This is a genomic window from Micromonospora taraxaci, assembly GCF_007830095.1.
Classification (GTDB): domain Bacteria; phylum Actinomycetota; class Actinomycetes; order Mycobacteriales; family Micromonosporaceae; genus Micromonospora; species Micromonospora taraxaci.
In genome coordinates this window covers 555947-574945 of the sequence record NZ_VIWZ01000001.1, presented here as the reverse complement: position 1 = coordinate 574945, position 18999 = coordinate 555947, and the positions used below count along the sequence as shown (strand labels likewise).

Annotated in this window: 12 protein-coding genes; 3 read left to right on the top strand and 9 right to left on the bottom strand. The window is 70.7% G+C overall.

The annotated features are described in order from the left end of the window. Nucleotides 1-113: 113 nt before the first annotated feature. The 4 genes from FHU34_RS02780 to FHU34_RS02765 all read right to left on the bottom strand — a co-directional run bounded on the left by FHU34_RS02780 (nucleotide 114) and on the right by FHU34_RS02765 (nucleotide 8670). Nucleotides 114-2708 carry a right-handed parallel beta-helix repeat-containing protein gene (locus tag FHU34_RS02780; RefSeq protein ID WP_145778545.1) on the bottom strand — a complete coding sequence of 865 codons (2595 nt, stop codon included), beginning with the start codon at nucleotides 2706-2708 and terminating at the stop codon, nucleotides 114-116. Nucleotides 2709-2753: 45 nt separating this feature from the next. Next, nucleotides 2754-5372 carry a right-handed parallel beta-helix repeat-containing protein gene (locus tag FHU34_RS02775; protein WP_145778544.1) on the bottom strand — a complete coding sequence of 873 codons (2619 nt, stop codon included), beginning with the start codon at nucleotides 5370-5372 and terminating at the stop codon, nucleotides 2754-2756. A 108-nt stretch (nucleotides 5373-5480) separates the two neighbouring features. Then, nucleotides 5481-8090 carry a DUF1565 domain-containing protein gene (locus tag FHU34_RS02770; protein ID WP_145778543.1) on the bottom strand — a complete coding sequence of 870 codons (2610 nt, stop codon included), beginning with the start codon at nucleotides 8088-8090 and terminating at the stop codon, nucleotides 5481-5483. A 106-nt stretch (nucleotides 8091-8196) separates the two neighbouring features. After that, nucleotides 8197-8670, bottom strand: a complete 474-nt coding sequence (locus FHU34_RS02765; RefSeq protein WP_244311529.1) for a hypothetical protein — start codon at nucleotides 8668-8670, stop codon at nucleotides 8197-8199. A gap of 86 nt (nucleotides 8671-8756) precedes the next feature. Between FHU34_RS02765 and FHU34_RS02760 the strand changes: the two genes are divergently transcribed. Continuing rightward, the gene (locus FHU34_RS02760; protein WP_145778541.1) at nucleotides 8757-10040 is read left to right on the top strand and encodes an MFS transporter; all 1284 of its coding nucleotides are present in this window, start codon (nucleotides 8757-8759) and stop codon (nucleotides 10038-10040) included. 535 nt (nucleotides 10041-10575) lie between these two features. Here the strand turns inward: FHU34_RS02760 and FHU34_RS02755 are convergent. Then, the gene (locus FHU34_RS02755) at nucleotides 10576-12282 is read right to left on the bottom strand and encodes a bifunctional metallophosphatase/5'-nucleotidase (RefSeq protein ID WP_145778540.1); all 1707 of its coding nucleotides are present in this window, start codon (nucleotides 12280-12282) and stop codon (nucleotides 10576-10578) included. A gap of 300 nt (nucleotides 12283-12582) precedes the next feature. On the opposite strand from FHU34_RS02755, the gene FHU34_RS02750 reads away from it, so the two are divergent. Then, nucleotides 12583-13380, top strand: a complete 798-nt coding sequence (locus FHU34_RS02750) for an alpha/beta fold hydrolase (protein WP_208744913.1) — start codon at nucleotides 12583-12585, stop codon at nucleotides 13378-13380. A 75-nt stretch (nucleotides 13381-13455) separates the two neighbouring features. Here the strand turns inward: FHU34_RS02750 and FHU34_RS02745 are convergent, their stop codons facing one another. Continuing rightward, the gene (locus FHU34_RS02745; protein ID WP_244311528.1) at nucleotides 13456-14106 is read right to left on the bottom strand and encodes a histone deacetylase; all 651 of its coding nucleotides are present in this window, start codon (nucleotides 14104-14106) and stop codon (nucleotides 13456-13458) included. 11 nt (nucleotides 14107-14117) lie between these two features. Continuing rightward, entirely contained in the window at nucleotides 14118-14897 is a 780-nt protein-coding gene (locus FHU34_RS02740) for a phosphodiesterase (RefSeq protein ID WP_145778539.1), read from the bottom strand. A 241-nt stretch (nucleotides 14898-15138) separates the two neighbouring features. On the opposite strand from FHU34_RS02740, the gene FHU34_RS02735 reads away from it, so the two are divergent. After that, nucleotides 15139-16503 (top strand): sensor domain-containing diguanylate cyclase, encoded by a 1365-nt coding sequence (locus FHU34_RS02735; protein WP_425280560.1) that lies wholly within the window; start codon nucleotides 15139-15141, stop codon nucleotides 16501-16503. On the opposite strand, the gene FHU34_RS02730 is transcribed toward FHU34_RS02735, so the two are convergent. After that, a complete protein-coding gene (locus tag FHU34_RS02730; RefSeq protein WP_145778537.1) occupies nucleotides 16500-17561 on the bottom strand; it encodes an aspartate-semialdehyde dehydrogenase in 1062 nt (353 codons plus the stop codon). The two genes, FHU34_RS02735 and FHU34_RS02730, sit on opposite strands and share 4 nt — an antisense overlap. 6 nt (nucleotides 17562-17567) lie before the next feature. Continuing rightward, a complete protein-coding gene (locus FHU34_RS02725) occupies nucleotides 17568-18833 on the bottom strand; it encodes an aspartate kinase (protein ID WP_088987236.1) in 1266 nt (421 codons plus the stop codon). Between the last annotated feature and the right edge of the window lie 166 nt (nucleotides 18834-18999).

Below are 18999 nucleotides of genomic sequence, written 5' to 3'. Positions count from 1 at the left end.
ATCTTTCGGATCATGAGCTTGAGGCGGCGTACCTCAATGGGTATGACGCCGACCGGACGTCACGGCCGTCCATCGCCGAGACGATGGACGGCCGTGAAACTGGTGCGTTGGAGTCAGGACGCGGCGGCGATGAAGTAGCCCGCCTGGTCGACGATCAGATGCGTGTAGCCGGAGCTGTTGTTGAACAGCACGATGTTCTCGCCCTCACCGACGCCCACAATGGCGTGGTTCGAGGCGGTCTCACCGGCGACGTAGTTGACGTTCGACGCGGTCGGCTGGACCGATCCGTTCGGGTGAGCGGTGAGCACGCCGGCCCTGGTCGGCGCGGTGACGGTCAGGTTCGCCACCACCGCCGTCGGCACCGGCCCCGTCTTGTTGAGCGAATCGAGGTACGAAACGGGGACGCCCGAAGAGGTGAAGGGTGCCTGCGGCCACCCCTCGCCGGCGGCTCCCCGGCTGTCATGGATGCGGCGTGGGCCGTACGGCACGAAGACGTCCGTGGCGCCCCCGCCGAACCAGCCGGACAGGTCGGCCACCACGTGGGTGCGGCCGGAGCTGACGTTCTGGATGGACACCTTCCCGTTCACCACCGGCACCATCACCAGGTTCGGAATGGTCTGCCCCGCCACGAAGTTCAGATTCGACGCCGTCGGCACCGCCGTGCCGTACGGATGAACGGTGAGCACCCCACTGGTCGTCGGCTCCGTCACGGTCACATTCAGCACCACCGCCGTCACCCCGGACGGAATCCGACCGGACAGATCCACCGCCCGGCCCGTGTTCGGCGCGAACGAGCCACCGACGCTGCGGGTGTCCAACACCCGCGACGGAGCCACCGACCGGAACCCCGACCCGCTCGCCGAGTAGTACCCCTGCAGATCCGCGACGACGTGAACCGTTCCGCTGGACTTGTTGACGATCACCACAGCGCTGGTCTTCAGCACCGCCACGGTGGCCAGGTTCGGCACTGTCTCGCCGGCGACAAAGTTGACGCTCGAGGAGTTGGTTGGTTCGCCTTCCGGATACACCTGCAGGAAACCGGCGGAAGTCGGCTGGGTCGCTGTCACGTTCAGCACCACGGCGCTGACGTCCTTCTCCGGCACCCCGTTCAGCGGGTTGATCGGCAGCGTGACCGCCTGGTTCGGCGGGATCGGCACTGTCGGATACCCACCGATCCCGGCACGGGTGTCGAGCACCCGCTTCGGTGACACCGGCGTGTAGGCGGCACCCAGCACCAGGCAGGTCGTCGTCGGGGTCTCCCGGAACTGGCGGAAGTCGTTGAGGCTGACCTGGTGGGCCTCGCACACCCGGCCGGCACGGGGGAACCGGTGGTCCTCCGACCCGAGCGGGAGCACCCGACGGTTGGACTCATCGCTCCAGTTGCGCGATACCTTGCCCAACGGACCGTCGGTCGTCCACGCGGTGGTGATGGAAAGCTCGGCGGTCACATCGAGGTGCGTGTCGCCCGCCTTCCGCCGGATCGGCAGCTCTTTGACCGTCACCGGCCCCTGGGCCTCGACGGCACCCCGGTCGTGGTAACCCGAGCCCGTGCCGGTGTTCGTCTTCGCCGGGTCGTCCGTGTGCGGGTTGTCCAACAGGTCGGTGCGGGACACACCCTCGGCGGTGGCATCGGCCGAGTCGACGGCGGGTGAGTTCGGGGCGATCTCGTAGTACGGCCGGTCGTACGCGTCCGTCGACCGCAGCCAGGGGGTGGCGGCGATGTCGTGCGCGCCCTGACCGGTGGCAGCGACGAACTCGGGCAGGCTGGTGTACTCGGCGGCACTCCACCGGTACAGCGGACCGCCGCTGGCCGGCTCGATCAGGTTGTAGTCCGCCACTGTCTGCGCGACGCTGCCGGCGGAGACGGCGATGGCGGTCGCCTCGGAGGGCACCTCGCACGCCACCGCGTCACTGAGCGGGCCGGTGGCGGTCTCCAGGATGTTGTTCCGGATCGACACCCCCGGCGACGTGCCGGTGACGTCCACGGCGAGGGTGCAGTCGGTCTCCAGCGTGTTGCCGACGATCTTCGTGCCCGGCGCGTCCCGCACGGTGATCCCGCTCTGGGTGAAGGTGCTCGCGGTAACCAGCGCGCCGCGCACCCCCGCATCCACCACCAGGCCGCTGCCCGGACGGAAGGCGCCACGACTTACCGTCACGTCCGCGGAAGCGCCGGTGATCCGGACCGCACCCCGGGCGTCGTACTCGGAAGTGACAAGCCGGTCGAGGGTGATGCGGGACGAACCGTCGACGAGGACGGCCTCGGCCGTGCCGTCACCGAACGCCAGGAAGCCATCGAGGACCACGTCGTGGACGCCGCGAAGAGTGAACGCGCTCTCGCTGCCGTTGGCGCCGCGTCGCTTGCCCACCTTGACGACGGTGGTGCTGCGACCCGGCCCGTTCACGGCCCGGAAGGTGATCGGCGCACCTTCCGTCCCCGAACGGGTGATCACCACGGACTCCCGGTAGTCACCGGGCCGAACCAGGACCGTCTGTCCAGGCTGGACGACGTCCGCGGCTCGGGAGACGGTGCAGAAAGGGCTGGACGCACTGCCGTCGCCGTTGTTCGAGCAGTTGGCCGAGTCGACGTACCACTCGGTGGTGGCGGCGACGGACGCGGGAGCGGCGGCGGCCGGCACCGCCGGGACCACCAGGCCCGCGCCAACGGTGAGTGGTACGAGCGCGAATCGCGCCAGTACAGATCGGTTCATCAAGCTTTTCCCAAGGTAGGTGGCTCTGAGAGCGGACAGATCAGGTCAGGACGCGGCGGCGATGAAGTAGCCCGCCTGGTCGACGATGACGTGCGACGTACCCCCGCTGTTGTGGAAGAGGTCGACGCCGGAGCCCACGGCGACCACCGCGGCGTTCGACGCTGTCTCGCGGGCGACGAAGTTGACGTTCGAGGCGGTGGGGCGCTGCCCGCCGCCCGGGTGCACGGTGAGCACGCCCGGTGTGGTCGGCGCGGTGACTGTCACGTTCCCCAGCAGGGCGGTCGGGGCGGGGCAGGCCGGGTTGCAGATCGCCTCGCTGCGGAACGGTGCGAACCGGACGGTCTCGCGGGCAGCGAGCGGAGCCGGGGTACGGCCGGGAAGCCCGACGCTGTACCGGGAGTCGACGATCCGCTTCGGTGTCATCGGTACGAACGTCTGGGTGGCCTCCGGACTGAACCAGCCGGCCAGGTCCGCGACCACGTGCGTGGTGCCGGAGCTGTTGTTGAAGATGTTGATCTCGCCGTTCGACAGCTGAACGGTGACCAGGTTGGGGATGGTCTGCCCGGCGACGAAGTTGAGGCTGGACGCGGCCGGTGCCACCGAGCCGTACGGGTAGACGGTGAGCACACCGCTGGTGGTCGGTGCGGTGACCGTCACGGAGAGGACGACCGCGGTCGCGGTGGCGGGCAGCCGGCCGGAGAAGTCGAGGGTTCGGGTGCCCTTGGCCGGGATCGGGGCTCCCCCGCTGTCCCGCGTGTCCAGAACCCGCGTCGGTGGCACCGACGCGAAGCCGGAACCGGTCGCGGCGTAGAAGCCCTGGAGGTCGGCGACCAGGTGGACGGTTCCCGAGCCGGCGTTGCGCAACATCACCGACCCGTTGCGGACCGGCACGGTGACCTGGTTCGGCACCGTTTCCCCGGCGACGAAGTTGACGCTTGACGCGTCACTCGATTCGCCGCCCGGAGAGACACTGATGAAGCCGGCGGAGGTCGGCTGGGTCACCGTCACGTTGAGCACGACAGCGCTGATGTCCGTGTCCCGGACGCCGCCGATGATGCCGATCGGCAGTTCGATCGTTCCGAAGCCCGCCACCGGCCCGGCGGTGGACACACCGATCGGTGCCCGGGTGTCCAGCACCCGGGTCGGGGGGATCGGTACGTAGCGCGCGCCAACCTGGGTGCAGACAGGTCCTTCGTACTCCTTGGGCAGTCGGAAATCGGTCTGGGACACCTGCACCTGCACGCAGGCGTCACCGGCTCGCCGCAGCGTGTACTCGGCGGTCGCGGAGTCGGTGACCCGCCAGAACCGCTGACCGGTCAGGTAGTAGGCGTACTGGGACCGCTCCCGCTCGACGGGCCAGGCGGAGTGCGCACCCGACCGGGCGACCACGTCGAACGGGCCTGCGCCGACCTTGCGCTCGACGCGTAGCGGGTCCTGGGTGACCGGTCCCCGAGCCTCTACCGCGCCCCGGTCGCGGTATCCGCTGCCGGTGCCGGTGTTCACGACGGCTGGATCGTCGGCGAACGACCCGCCGAGCATGTCGGTGTCCAGGCCACCGGGGGCGTTCGCGTCAGCCGAGTCCCGTGCGGGCGAGCCGTCCCCGGTCTCGAGGTAACCCCGGTCCATTCCGCTCACCCAGGCGATCTTCGGATCGGCCGAGAGGTCGTGGGTGCCCTGCCCGGTCGCCGCGACGAACGAGGCGAGGGTCGGGTGATCGGTGCCCGCCCAGCTGTAGGGAACCCCACCGCTGGTTGGGTCGAACAGGTTGTAGTCGGTACTGCTGCCCACCGCCGACTCGGCGGACACCCGGATGCCGACGGCGTCCGCCGGAGTGGTGCAGACATGGCGCCGGCGGGTCGTGACGACGATGTTGTTGCGGATCGAGGCACCCGGTGAACGCCCGGCCAGTTGAATGCCTTGCCGGCACTCGACATGGAAGGTGTTGCCGGTGATCGTGGTCCGTGGAGCGTCAGCTGCCGCCAGTCCGGAGTAGTCGAGCTGGTTCCCGGTGACCGTCGTGTCCGTGACGCCCGGCTCGATGGTCACGGACGAGCCGTGCGTGTTGTAGACGAAGGTACGGCTCAGCGTCACCCGGTTCGACACACCGCTGATCCGTACCCCGTTGGGGCCGTAGGCGCCGGTCTCGACGGTCAGCTTGTCGAGGCGGACTCGCTGGGAATCCCGCACCGTGACGACGTCGGCGTAGGGGGCCCCGAAAACGACCAAGCCCTCCACCGTCACGTCGTGTACGCCAGTGAGGTCGAGGATGGTCCCGCTGACCGCCGCGGTGTTGTACCTGCCCACCCGCGCCATCTGCCAGTTGACGTTGACCGCGCGGAAGATGATCGGCGCCGACTCGGTGCCGGAACGGGTGAACCGGACGTTCTCCTGGTACTCCCCCGGGTGCACCAGAACCGTCTGGCCCGGGCCGGCCACCGAAGCCGCCTCGGAGATTGTGCAGAACGGCCGCTCCTCACTGCCGTCGCCGCTGCTCTGACACCATTGCTCGCTAACATGCAGCTCGCCGCTAGCCGCCGCCGCGCCGGTGACCGGCGCGGCCACGACGGGCGCGGGCACCGCCGCAGCGGGCGTCGCGGGGCCCACCAGGGCCGCGCCGCCAATCAGTGGTACGAGCGTGAACTCCGCCCAACGTCGAACGTTCATGAACCGCCCCTGCAGGAGAGATGATCGAATTCGGCGTCACTGCCAAGCGGTGCCTGTGCCACAGCGGGCCACGCCCGACGAGGGGTGTGGCCCGCTGTGGCAGAACCGTCAGTACAGCGGCTTGATGAAGACACCCGCCTGATCCGCGATGGCATGCGTGGTGCCTGAGCTGTTGTTGTAGAGCGTGGTGCCGCCACCAGTCCCGACGATGGCGAGGTTGGAAGCCGTCTCCCCGGCGGCGAAGTTGACGTTCGACGCCGACGGTCGCGCCTCGTCCGTCGGGTAGGCGGTCAGCACGCCCGCCGTGGTCGGAGCGGTGACGGTCAGGTTCGCCACCATCGCCGCCACGAACGGGCAGGAACAGTTCGAGCCGGCCGCGAAGTTGGCATAGGCCGTGATCGACTCGCGCGGATTGAGGGGATGGTTTCCCCGGTTCGGGTCGGCGCGCGTGTCGGTGATGCGAACCGGGGAGTTCGGCACGTACGTCAACTGACCGTCCGGCCCGAAGTAGCCGGCCACGTCCGCCACGACGTGCGTGCTGCCGGAACTCGCATTGTGAATGTCGACCCTGCCTCCCACCACCGGGACGGTCACCAGGTTCGGAATGGTCTGCCCGGCGACGAAGTTCAGGTTCGAGGCGGCCGGCGGCGCGTCACCGGAGGGAAAGACCTTCAGGACGCCGCTCGTCGTCGGCCCGGTCACAGTGACGTTAAGGACGACGGCGGTGGCATCCGCCGGGATCTGCCGGGCAAGGTCCAACTGCCGGGTGGTGTTCGGCGGGAACGCTCCCCCGGAGGTACGGGTGTCGAGCGCCCGCTGCGGGTTGAGGGCGGTGAACCCTTGGCCCTCGGCGCTGTACTGCCCCTGAAGGTCGGCGATCACGTGCACGGTGCCGCCACTGCTGTTGCGGATCCGGATCTTTCCGTTCTCCACCGGAACGGTGACCAGGTTCGGCACCGTCTCCCTGGCCACGAAGTTGACGTTGGACGCGCTCGGCGTTCCCGCACCGTCCGGATAGACGGTCAGGAAGCCCGACGTCGTCGGCTCGGTCACCGTCACGTTCAACACCACGGCACTGATCCGCGCGACGGGGACTCCGCCGATGCTGCTGAGTGGCAACACCACGTCGGAGTTCGCCGGAATCGGGGTGGTCGTTCCCACACCGACTGCGCTGCGGGTGTCGAGCAGCCGGGTCGGTGACACCGGCGTGTAGTGCGCCCCCAGAACCGTGCAGAGGTTGGTGATGGAGCCGGGGGCGTCACGGTTGCCGGAAAAGTTCGTGCGGACGTAGGCGCAGGCCCGGCCCGCGCGGCGGAACCGGTGCGTCTCCTCCGGCGACTGGGTCACCCGGTAGAACTTCGAGTCGCTGAACTTGTAGGTGAAGGTCCCCACCGGGCCGTCGGACGGCCAGATCGACCGGCTGATACTCCGGGAGGTCCCGTCCAGCGGACCGCCGCCGACGGTCTGACGGAAGGGCTGCGTGGACCAGTCGAAGCCGACGACCCGCTCGACTGCGCCTCGGTCGTGGTAGCCATTGCCGGTGCCGGTGTTGGCCGCCTCGGGGTCGTCGGCGTGCGCGTTGCCCAGCATGTCGGTTGCCGGTACGCCCCGTGCCGTCGCGTTGGACGAGTCGATCGCCGGTGAGCCCGGCTTCAGGGGAACGAAGCTCCGCATTCCGCCGCGCTGAAGGTCCAGTAGTGGATCGGCGGCGATGTCGTGTCCACCCTGCCCGGTGGCGGCATGGAACGCCTCCACTGTGGCGTGCGTGGTGCCGGCCCAGGCGTACGGGGCGACACCCGCCGTGGGATCGATCAGGTTGTAGTCCGCCACGGCCGGCAGCGAGGCCGCCGAGACCGAGATGGCGCCGTCGACGACAGGCACCTTGCACGAGATCGCCCGGTCATCCAGAGGTTTGATGATGTTGTTCTCGACGGCCGCGTCGGTGGAGGTGCCCGCGAGGTCGATCCCCGATCCGCAGGCCGCGGTGACCGTGTTGTTGGTGACCGTGCTGCCGGGCGCGTCGGTCACGCGGATCCGCCCCGCCGTGACCTGGTTGGCGACGACCCTGGTGCCGGTCGACGTCCCGTCGACAACGATTGTGGGGAGACCAGTGTCATTGAGGTTTACCAGCCAGTTCCGGCTGATCGTCACGTCATGGGAAGCCCCGCTGACACGTACCGCTGCCGGCACCTTCGTCTGTTGCGCGGCGATCCCGTTCACCGTGACCCGGGACGAACCGTCGATCACCACAGCAGGTGAGGCGCTGGCATTGTGCCCGTACAACACGAAGCCGTCCACGACCACGTCGTGAACCTGGTTGAGGGACAGGATGGTGCCGGTGACGTCCGACCCGTTGGTCCGGCCCACGTAGACCCACCCGTTGAACGCGTTCACCGCGCGGAAGGTGATGGGCGCGTTCTCCGTGCCGGACCGGGTGAAGGTGACCGTCTCGGGGTAGTTGCCGGGCTGCACCAGCACCGTCTGACCGGGCTGCGCCACCGCCGCCGCCGCCGAGATCGTGCAGTACGGTGCCTCTTCGCTGCCATCGGCGACCGGTGAGCAGTTCGCGCCGCTCACGTAGAGCTCGTTCGCCGGGCTGGCCGCCGCTCGGGCGACCGGCGCGGGAGCCGCCGCCACCGCGGGCGCCGCCGGGCCCACCAGGCCCACACCAGCGAGCAGCGGTACGACCGCGAGCCCTGTCACTATTCGTCTGTCCATCACACACCCCCGTGCAAGTCGATCATGCGGTGAGAGAGTACCGCGATGGTGAACGATGTGATCAGCTCCGATCGGTCGGCACCCTCGCCCGTTCGGCCGCGCCGTGTCAGTCGTGCCGCTCGGTGCGCTCGATCTCGGTGAACGCCGCGCTCAGGTAGCCGTCGAGCGGCCGGCCCGTCACCGCCAGCAGGTCGGCCACGAGCAGTGGGGCGTGTCGGGCGAGCGCCGCCGGGCCGGGTGGCGAGTCGTCCTCGCCGGGGTCGTACACGCCGAGCGCCCCGGCCAGCAGGACCAGCACGACGTGCGGGTCGACCTCCGGTCGCCAGGGGGCCGCCGCCCGAACGCACCGCTCCAGCACCTGCCGCACGTCATCACCGTCCAGCCCGTCCGGATGGGTCGCCTCCAGCAGCAGCCGCACCACCGCGCCGAGCACCAGCCCCGAGCGTTCGGCCACGGCGAGCCGGCCGGAAGCCACCTCGTACGCCTCGGTGTCCTGGTCTCTAGCGGCCTCGACCGCGTCGGTGGCGGCGCCGGCGATCTCGCGGGCGGATGCGGGCAGGTGTCGCCAGGTCACGCTCACCGGGCCAGCATGGCAGAGCACCCCGACAGCCGCCGCCTGGGTAAACGGTTCGCACGATGTTGCACCCGACGAACAGAATGTCGGTCATGTTGCGTCGCGCCCTCCCCCGCCGCCCAGAAGCTCGCCGGCTCCTCGTCGGCACTCTGTTGTCGGCGATCGGGCGCGGCCTCACCCTGCCGTTCCTCTTCATCTACCTCACCGACGTACGCGGCCTCACCGACACCCGGGCCGGGCTGGTGATCGGCTGGTACGGCGCGGTCACCCTGGCACTGTCGCCACTGGGCGGGACTCTGATCGACCGATTCGGGGCGCGCCGGGTGGTGCTGCCGTGCCTGCTGATCGAGGCGGTGGGCACCGGCTCGCTGGCCCTGGTTGATTCGAGCGCCTCCGCGTTCGCGGTGATGACGGTGATCGCGGTTGGCAGCTCGGCGATCTGGTCCGGGCAGAACACCATCCTCGCGTCGCTGACCGACGACAATGAGCGGCAACGCGTCTTCGGGCTGAACTTCGCCCTGCTCAACCTGGGCATCGGCATCGGTGGCATGACCTCCGGCGCGATCGTCGACACCGGCAGGCTCGGCACCTTCCAGGTGATCTACCTGCTGGACGCGGTGACCTACCTGCTGCCCGCACTGATCCTGCTCACCCTGCCCGGCGTGGGCCACCGACTCGGCAACCTTCGGGGCGTCGACGAGCCGTCGGCCGGCGGCTACCTGACCGTGCTCCGGGACCGCCCGTTCCGGCGGCTGGTGATCTTCGGTTTGATCCTCACCACCTGCGGCTACGCACAGGTCGAGGTGGGCTTCGCCGCGTACGCGGTGCGGGTCGTCGAGGTGAACCCCCGGGTGGTGGCGTGGGCGCTCGCGGCGAACACCGTGATGATCGTGCTCGCGCAACTGCTGGTGATCCGCCGGATCGAGGGGCGCAGCCGCACCCGGGCACTGGCCGTGGTGGGTGCGGTGTTCGCCGCCGCCTGGTTGGTCCTCGGCGCGGGCGGCCTGGTCAGCGGTGAGAGCGCCCTGTTCGCCGCCCTGTGCGTGGTGGCCTGCTCGGCGATCTTCGGCTTCGGCGAGACGATGCTCTCGCCGGTGATGCCCGCGCTGACCAACGCACTGGCCACCGACGAGCTACGCGGCCGATACAACGCCATGAGTTCGATGATCTTCGGGGTTAGCGGTGTCATCGGCCCGGTTACCGCCGGCCCGCTCATTGGCGCCGCCAACGGCATGGTCTGGGTGGCGACGGTGGTCGGCGGCTGCCTGGTCGCCTCGCTGGTCGCGCTGTCCCTGCGCCGCCTGCTCAGCACCGAGCAGGATGGCCTCGCAACCACCGCCCCGGCATCCCCCGCCCCCACGCCCGCCCCCGCCTGACAACCCCTCTCCCTCGCCCTGGGCGCTGCGCCCGCGCCACCCCGCACCCCGCGCGCTGCACGCACCCCGCACCCCGCACCCCGCACCGAAGGTCCGCGCAACTTCCCCGATGTTGCTGTCTCCGACGCGCGGGAGGCAGCAACATCCCCGATGTTGCGCGGATCTTGTTCGCGGACCCGCCCGGACGCGGCAAGATCGCGCTCGATCCTGGATCGAGTGGCATCCACGCGCGCAGAGGCCACTACTTCCATGTTCGAGCGCGATCATGCGGCGGGGCGGGCCACGCAGCCGGCCACGCAGCCGGCCGGGCGGCCGAGCAGCCGGGCGGGGAAAGCGACGGGGCCGGCAAAGCAGGGCAGGCCGGCCAGGCGGGGCAGCAGGGCAGCAGGGCAGCAGGGTAGGGCCGGGCAGGGCACGACGGGCCGGGCAGGGGCGGGGCACCGCGGGGCAGGGTGGAAGACGGACGAGACAGGGCCGGGACACGTGTCGGGCCCCGGAGCATTCGCTCCGGGGCCCAACGTCGCGGGGTCGACCGTCAGCTGGCGGGGACCTCGGCGGTGGTGCGGATCCGGTCCAGCGTCGGCGCGGAGACCGGCGACTGGGCGGTCAGGTAGTCCACGAAGGCGTCCAGGTCGATCTGACCGGTGACCTGGTTCGTGCCGCCGGTGAGGGCGCTGAACCCGTCACCGCCGCCGGCCAGGAAGTTGTTCACGGTGACCCGGTACGTGGCGGCGGTGTCGACGGCGGTGCCGCCGATGGTCAGGCTGCCGCGGACGACCCGGGTGCCGGCGCACGGGTCGGCCGTCGTGCCGGTGGTGCCGTTCGGGTCGACCACGTAACCGACGGTGGCCGACGGGTACAGCGTCCGGGCGGTGACGAACTGCTGCTCCAGTACGCAGTAGAGCTGCGCGCCGGTCAGGTCCAGTGTCACCAGGTTGTTGGCGAACGGCTGCACCGTGAACGCCTCCTCGTAGGTGACCGGGCCGGCGTCGAGGTCGGCCCGGACCCCGCCCGGGTTCATGAACGCGGCGACCGCGCCCTCTTCGTCGTCGGTGGCGGCGAGTTGCGCGTCGGCGATCAGGTTGCCCAGCGGCGATTCGCCCAGACTCGTACCGAAGAGGGTTTCCTGACTCCGGGTGATAGCGGTGCTGGTCACTCCGACCTGGCGACCGGCGACCGGGCCGAGCACGGTCTTGTACCGGTTGATCAGCGCGGTCTGCTTCGGGTCCTTGGCGACGTCCCGGGTGACCACGACGTTGTTCGCGGAGGCGGTCAGGATGTCACCACTCCGACGGTCGATCTTCAGGTCGATGTCGGTGACGAGGCGACCGAACGAGCTGGCGCTGGTGACCAGCTTGTCGTTGATGTTGCAGTTGTACGCCTGGTGGGTGTGGCCGCTGACCACCACGTCGATCGACGGGTCCATGCGGTTGGCGATGTCCACGATGGGCCCGGTCATGCCGACGCAGTCGTTGATGCCGCCGGTCGCCGCCTGGGTGCCGCCCTCGTGCAGCAGCACGACGATCGCCTCCACGCCCTTGCGGCGCAGCTCACGGGCGTACCGGTTGGCGGTGTCGGCCTCGTCGGCGAAGGTGAGGCCGGCGACGCCCTGCTGGCTGACGATCTGCGGGGTGCCCTCAAGGGTCATCCCGATGAAGCCGACCTTGACGCCCTGCACCTTGTGGATCGCGTAGGGGGCCATCAGCGGCTTGCCGGTCGCGGTCTTGAAGGCGTTCGCGGACAGGTACTTGAAGCCGGCGCCCCGGTATGGGGTGCCGTCGGCGCAACCGTCTACCGGGTGGCAGCCGCCGTTCTGGATTCGCAGCAACTCGGCCGCGCCCTCGTCGAACTCGTGGTTGCCGACGCTCGCGTAGTCCAGACCGGCCATGCTCAGCGCCTCGATGGTCGGCTCGTCGTGGAACGCGGCGGAGAGCAGCGGGGACGCGCCGATCAGGTCACCGGCGGCGACCGTGATGGTGTTCTTCTTCTTGGCGGCGGCGCGCAGCTCGGCCAGGTGGGTGGCCAGGTACTCGACGCCACCCGCGGTCTGCCCGGCGATGGTGCCACTGGACCCGCTCGGCGGTTCGAGGTTGCCGTGGAAGTCGTTGAGGGCCAGCAGGGTGACGTCGACCGGCTTCGGCCGCGCGTCGGCTTCCTCAGGGCTGGTGGCGACCGCGCCGAACGCGGCCACCGCGAGCACGGTCAGACCGACAGCGGCCCGACGCATCCTGGTTATGGACATGGATCTCCTCGTGAGAATCGGCCTGTGCGGTGCCCGGCCTCTGGGTCGACCGGGCCGCCGACCCGACGCCGTCGGAAGGGTCGTGGTTGGCGGCGGTTGGGGATGGCCGCCCGCTCCGACAGCCTCTCATCCGGACGGCGACTGGGCGACCCAGGCAGCACGTCGGAGCTGCGAGTCGGCCCGTACCAGGATCGACGGTCATCTGCTGCGCAGGCGACGTCGTTTGCTGCGGTCCACCGGACAACGTCAGACCTGGGGTCTAGAAAGGACGGGAGAGTCGACACGGACGGAGACGGCATCGTGAGCGGAACGACACCGACGGTGGAGCAGGTGCGATCGGCGGACGGCACGCCCATCGCGTTCGAACGGTCCGGGGCCGGGCCCGCGCTCGTCCTGGTCGGCGGCGCGTTCAACGACCGCAACACGACCCGCGCGCTCGGCGAGGCGCTGGCACCGGACTTCACCGTGTTCGGCTACGACCGTCGGGGCCGTGGGCACAGCGGCGACACCGCTCCGTACGAGATCGGCCGGGAGATCGACGATCTGGCCGCGGTGATCGCGGCGGCCGGTGGCTCCGCGGCGCTCTACGGGATTTCCTCCGGCGCGGTGCTGGCCGCCCTCGCCACCGCACAGGGTCTGCCGGTGACCGGGTTGGTCCTGTTCGAGCCGCCGTTCCAGGTCGGTTCGCACGTGGGCGTCCGGAAGGACATCACCGCGCAGCTGATCGAGCTGATCGCCGCCGACGATCGGGACGGCGCGGTGGAGGCCTTCCTCACCGCGTCGGTGGGGTTGCCGGCCGGGGCGGTCGCCGGGATGCGGGCGCAACCGATGTGGGGCGCACTGACCGCGATCGCGCACACCCTGCCGTACGACGCGGTGATCACGGCGGGCGGGCGACTGCCCGCCGATCGGCTGGCGACGATCACGGCACCGACCCTCGCGGTGGACAGCACCGGAAGTCCGCAGTGGCTGCGGGACGGCAGCCGGGCCGCGGCCGAGGCGGTTCCTGGCGGACGGTCCGTCAGCCTCGACGGTGGCAACCACGAGGTGCCGCCGACGACACTCGCCCCCGCGCTGCGCGAGTTCCTGCTCGGTTGACCTGACCCCCCTGTGACCCCGCAGCGCCCGCCGGGCCGGCACACGTGACCGCCGGGCTCGGCGTGACGGCGGCGGTCAGGGCCCGGCCAGCGCCTCGCTGACCAGGGCGGCGACGGCGTCCGGCGGCCAGGCGTCCGCCACGCCGGGTCGGACTTCCAGATAGCTGGCGATTCGTTCGGCCGGCCAGCCGTGCGACTCACGCAGGCCACGGGCGATCATGCGGAGGTACGTCGGCGCGGGTGGCCGGCACCGCACAGCGGACGCCCGCTCCGGTGCGGTGAAGGTGAGCATCGGAACGCCGCTGCGGCTGCCCGGGCAGACGAGCGTCTCGTACCGTCCGGGGCCGAGCATGGCCCGTCCGCCGGCGATGGCGGCCTCGACGGCCGCAGCTGTCGTCTCGGTCAGGTGGGCGGTTTCGCCCGCTGGGCGGTACATCTCCTGCGCCGCGATGTCGGTGAACTGGTCCACTGTCACCAGGTAGGCGCGGGCGGCGGCCTCGCCCGGCAGGTGTGGGTCGTAGAAGGCCATACCTCCGGTCCAGGCGCGGGACTCGCCGGCGAAGTAGATGCCGCCCGGCAGCGACACCGGCACCGACCGGCTCGGTGGGCGTCGGTCCCGGCACCCCGGGTACGTCCGCATTCCGCCGGGCGGACAGCCGCCGCCGATGTACCAGGCCAGCCGGGCCGCGTGCATGTTCGAGCCGTACGCGACGTACCAGACCCGCACGACGGGCGCCCTCAGAAGCCGCAGGTCTGGCCGGCGGAGTGGCTCACCTGCACGGTGTGCGTCACGCAGCCGCCCGCCTGCACGACGTGCAGCAGGAAGGCGGTCGGCTCGTCGACCCAACCGATCTGCTCGTCGGCGCTCATCGTGAGGGTGCTCTGCTTCCAGGTGCTGGGCGCCACGGTGAGCACGGTGCCCGCGTACGCCGTGGTGACCGGGCGGTGCAGGTGGCCGGCCGCGACCCGGACGACGTGCCGGTGCCGGCCGATCACCTCGGCGAGCGCGTCGCCGTCGGCAAGCCGGATGGAGTCGGCCGCGGGGATGCCGACCGCCACCGGCGGATGGTGCAGGCAGATCACTGCGGGCACCTCGGGCCGCCCGGTCAGCACCCCGTCGAGCCAGCCGAGCTGCTCCTCGCCGAGGCGACCACCGTCGCTGCCGGGGACGAGCGAGTCGAGCACCACGATCGACGCCGCCTCGTGGTCGACGTGGTAGTAGGCGGAGAAGCCGCCGCCGAGCCACGGGGTGCCTCCGAACGCGTCGAGCAGCGACTCCCGGTCGTCGTGGTTGCCGGGGACCAGGTGCACCGGCAGCGGGAACCGGCCGATCAGCTCGCGCAGCGCCGCGTACTCGTCGGGTCGCCCGTGGTCGACCAGGTCACCGGTGATCACCACGCAGTCCGGGCGGGGGCGCAACGCGAGCACCCGGCCGAGCGCGCGGTGCAGCCCCGCGGTCGGCGCGGAGGCGAGCAGGCCGGTGGTCAGGTGCGGGTCACTGAGCTGAGCGATGATCATGGATCGTCTCCTCGGCGCCGGGGTTCTCACGCTATCGCCGGGCGCTGGTTCGCGGTGCCCGCTGCCCACAGGCTGCGTCCACAGCCTGTGGATAGCACGTGTGTACGAATAAAGTCGGTTTCGCACAGTCGTGAGTACGCTTGATCGCGCGGCTCGGCGCCGGCCGGGCTCCTCCCCTACCTGGAACGACGTGCGAGTGGATCATCAGCGAGTCATCCGTGACGTCACCGTCCGCCTGCCGATGGCGTCGAGCACGCCGGAGGCCTGTCGGTGGACGGTCAGCGCGCTGTCCCGCCACACCCCGGCGACCATCTCCGTGCTGCTCGCGGCCCACGACCGTCTGCGCTGCGTCGCGGCGACCGGGGCCTGGCAGGTCTTCGCCACAGTGCCGGCGCGCACCGGCATCGTCGGCCGGGTGCACGACACCGGATCCCCCGCAGCCGTCCCGGACGTGAGCGCCGATCCGGACTACCTTCCGGTACGCCCGGACGTGACAGCCGAGCTGTGCGTACCGGTGCTGGACCCGGCGGGCCGGGCGATCGGCGTCCTCGACCTGCAGTGGAGTGAGCCGGTCGACCTGGAGCCGTGGCGGGAGACCGCGCAGCAGGTGGCCGACCGACTCGGTGCGCGGATCGCCGCCCTCGGAGGTCCACCGGAGGAGAGCCGCAGCGAGAAGCTGCTCCGGCACGCGGCCGCGCTCTCCGCCGCGCCCACCGAGGCGGACGTGCTGGGCGTGGCGGCGTGCGCCGCACGGGAGGTCTCCGCCCTCTCCACAGCGGTGCTGCTGATGGCGGGTCAGCTCGGCCCGTCGCCGACGACGCCGAGCGAACTGGAGATCCGGATTCGGGCCGAGCTGACCGAGTCGGGCCCGGCCGCGCTGGACCGGATGGTCGACCGGGCACACCGGTACGGAGCCGGCTACACGTTGGGCGAGGCGGGGCATCTCCCGACCGAGGACTACCGGCCGTTGACCCGGGCCGGAGTTCGCACGCTGGTCGCCGTTCCGGTGGGACCACCTGAGGTCGGCGGGGTGCTGCTGGTCGCGGACGAACGCGCGCTGCGCCCGGACCCGACCACCGTCAGCCTGATGGAACTGCTCGCCGGGCAGGCCTGGACGAGCGTGGACCGGCTGCGCACGCTGGCCCGACTGCGGGAACAGGCCAGCTCCGACCCGCTGACCGGGTTGCGGCACACCGGCCCGTTCGGGCAGCGGATCGCGACGGCCACCCCGGGGCGTACGGCCCTGCTGGCGATCGACGTGGACGGCTTCAAGACCGTCAACGACACGTACGGCCACCAGGCCGGCGACCGGGTGCTGGTCGGGTTGGCCCGGGCGCTGGAGGCGGCGCTACGCCACGGCGACGAGCTGTACCGGATCGGCGGCGACGAGTTCGTCGCGGTGATCGAGGTGAGCCGCCCCGAGGAGGCGGTCCGGATCGCCGAACGGTTGACCGAGGCGGCCCGACGCGTCGGCCGCACGATCAGTGTGGGCGTGGCACTGCCCCGCCCCGGCGAAACCCCAGACCGCACCCTGCGCAGAGCCGACCAGGCCCTGTACGCGGTGAAGCGCCAGGGCCGGGACGGCGTCCACCTGTCCGCCGCCTAGCCGGCCTTCAGCTCCTTGGCAAGTAGTTCGGCGATCTGGGCCGTGTTGAGGGCCGCCCCCTTGCGGAGGTTGTCGCCGGTGACGAAGAAGTCGAGGGCGCGGGGGTCGTCCAGGGCGCGGCGGATCCGGCCGACCCAGGACGGGTCGGTGCCGACCGCGTCGATCGGCATGGGGAACTCTCCGGCGCCGGGATCGTCGACCAGGATCACGCCGGGCGCGTTGCGCAGCGCCTCGCGGGCGCCCTCGGCGTCCACCTCGCTGGCGAAGACCGCGTGCACGGCCACCGAGTGCGCGGTGACCACCGGCACCCGGACGCAGGTGGCGGACACCTTGAGGTCGGGCAGGCCGAGGATCTTCCGCGACTCGTTGCGGATCTTCATTTCCTCCGACGACCAGCCGGCGTCGGCAAGGGAACCGGCCCAGGGCACCACGTTGAGCGCGAGGGGTGCCGGGAACGGGCCGAGGTCGTCGCCGACCGCCTGCCGGACGTCACCGGTGCGTGAGCCGAGCGCCCGATCGCCGGCGACCTTGGTGAGCTGGTCGTGCAGGATGTCGACGCCGGACTTCCCCGCCCCGGAGACCGCCTGGTAGGAGGCGAGCACCAGCTCCCGCAGGCCGTACTCACGGTGCAGCGGCGCGACCGCGACGATCATCGCGAGGGTGGTGCAGTTGGCGTTGGCGATGATGCCCCGGGGCCGGTTGCGGACCTGCTCGGGGTTGATCTCCGGAACGACCAGCGGGACGTCCCGGTCCATCCGGAACGCGCCGGAGTTGTCGACAGCGATCGCGCCCCGCGAGACGGCGATCGGCGCCCACTCGGCGGAGACCTCGTCGGGGACGTCGAACATCGCCACGTCGACCCCGTCGAACGCCTCGGGGGTCAGCGCCTGGACGACCATCTCCTCGCCTCGGCAGCGCACCCGACGGCCGACCGAGCGCTCGGAGGCGAGCAGCCGGATCTCTCCCCAGACGTTGCGTCGTCCGGTGAGCAGCTCACACATCACGGTGCCGACGGCACCTGTCGCTCCGACCACGGCGAGGGTGGGCAGCGCCGTCATCGGGCGCTACCTACCCGTCCCCGCGTAGACCACGGCTTCGGTGTCGCCGCCCAACTCGAACGCGTCGTGGATGGCGCGGACGGCGGCGTCGAGGTCGGTGTCCCGGCAGACCACGGAGACCCGGATCTCGGAGGTGGAGATCATCTCGATGTTGACGCCGGCTGCGCCGAGCGCGGCGAAGAAGCCGGCGGCCACACCGGGGTGCGAGCGCATGCCGGCACCGATCAGCGAGACCTTGCCGACGTGGTCGTCGTAGAGCAGGCCCTTGAACTTGACCGGCTCTTGGATCTTGCTGAGCGCTGCCATCGCGGTCGGGCCGTCGGCCTTGGGCAGGGTGAATGAGATGTCCGTCCGACCGGTGCCCTCGGTGGAGACGTTCTGCACGATCATGTCGATGTTGATCTCGGCGCCGGCGACGGTGTCGAAGATCCGCGCGGCGGCACCCGGCTCGTCGGGCACCCCGACGATCGTGATCTTGGCTTCGCTGCGGTCGTGCGCGACCCCGGTGATCAGTGCCTGCTCCACGGAAAGGTCCTCCATCGATCCGGTGACCATCGTGCCGGTGTTGGTCGAGTATGACGAACGGACGTGGATCGGCAACCCCGCCCGGCGGGCGTATTCCACGCTACGTAGGTGCAGAACCTTCGCTCCGCAGGCGGCCAGCTCCAGCGTCTCCTCGTAGGTGATGTGCTGGATGTGCCGGGCGTTGGGCACGATCCGAGGGTCGGCGGTGAAGATGCCGTCCACGTCGGTGTAGATCTCGCAGACGTCGGCGTGCAGGGCGGCGGCGAGCGCCACGGCGGTGGTGTCCGACCCGCCCCGGCCCAGGGTGGTGACGTCCTTGGTGTCCTGCGAGACGCCCTGGAAGCCGGCCACGATGACCACCGACCCCTCGTCGAGCGCGCCCTTGAGCCGCCCGGGGGTGACGTCGATGATCCGCGCGCGGCCGTGCACCGAGGTGGTGATCACGCCAGCCTGCGAGCCGGTGAACGAGCGAGCTTCGTACCCCAGGTTGTGGATCGCCATGGCGAGCAGCGCCATGGAGATCCGCTCGCCTGCGGTGAGCAGCATGTCCAGCTCGCGGCCCGGCGGCAGCGGGCTGACCTGGTTGGCCAGGTCGAGCAGCTCGTCGGTGGTGTCCCCCATCGCGGAGACCACCACCACCACGTCGTCGCCGGCCTTGCGGGCTGCGACGATGCGCTCGGCCACCCGCTTGATCCGCTCGGCGTTGGCGACGGACGACCCGCCGTACTTCTGCACCACGAGTGCCACGACGTGCACTCCCTCCCAGTGACCCTGAGCGTGCCGACGCCGCCGGAACCGGGGCCGGCGGCGCGTGTCAAACCCCTTGAGGGTATCCGGCGGGTAACGACGGCGGGTCAGGTGATCCCACCATCCGGCCCGCACGAGTGCCGCCGGGCCGCTCCCACCAGGGCGG

Bases quoted from the DNA above. Each gene is read 5' to 3' on its own strand.
- FHU34_RS02740 (WP_145778539.1), bottom strand. From the start codon at position 14,897: ATGATCATCGCTCAGCTCAGTGACCCGCACCTGACCACCGGCCTGCTC.
- FHU34_RS02755 (WP_145778540.1), bottom strand. From the start codon at position 12,282: ATGTCCATAACCAGGATGCGTCGGGCCGCTGTCGGTCTGACCGTGCTC.
- FHU34_RS02775 (WP_145778544.1), bottom strand. From the start codon at position 5,372: ATGAACGTTCGACGTTGGGCGGAGTTCACGCTCGTACCACTGATTGGC.
- FHU34_RS02760 (WP_145778541.1), top strand. From the start codon at position 8,757: ATGTTGCGTCGCGCCCTCCCCCGCCGCCCAGAAGCTCGCCGGCTCCTC.
- FHU34_RS02770 (WP_145778543.1), bottom strand. From the start codon at position 8,090: ATGGACAGACGAATAGTGACAGGGCTCGCGGTCGTACCGCTGCTCGCT.
- FHU34_RS02780 (WP_145778545.1), bottom strand. From the start codon at position 2,708: ATGAACCGATCTGTACTGGCGCGATTCGCGCTCGTACCACTCACCGTT.
- FHU34_RS02735 (WP_425280560.1), top strand. From the start codon at position 15,139: ATGGCGTCGAGCACGCCGGAGGCCTGTCGGTGGACGGTCAGCGCGCTG.
- FHU34_RS02730 (WP_145778537.1), bottom strand. From the start codon at position 17,561: ATGACGGCGCTGCCCACCCTCGCCGTGGTCGGAGCGACAGGTGCCGTC.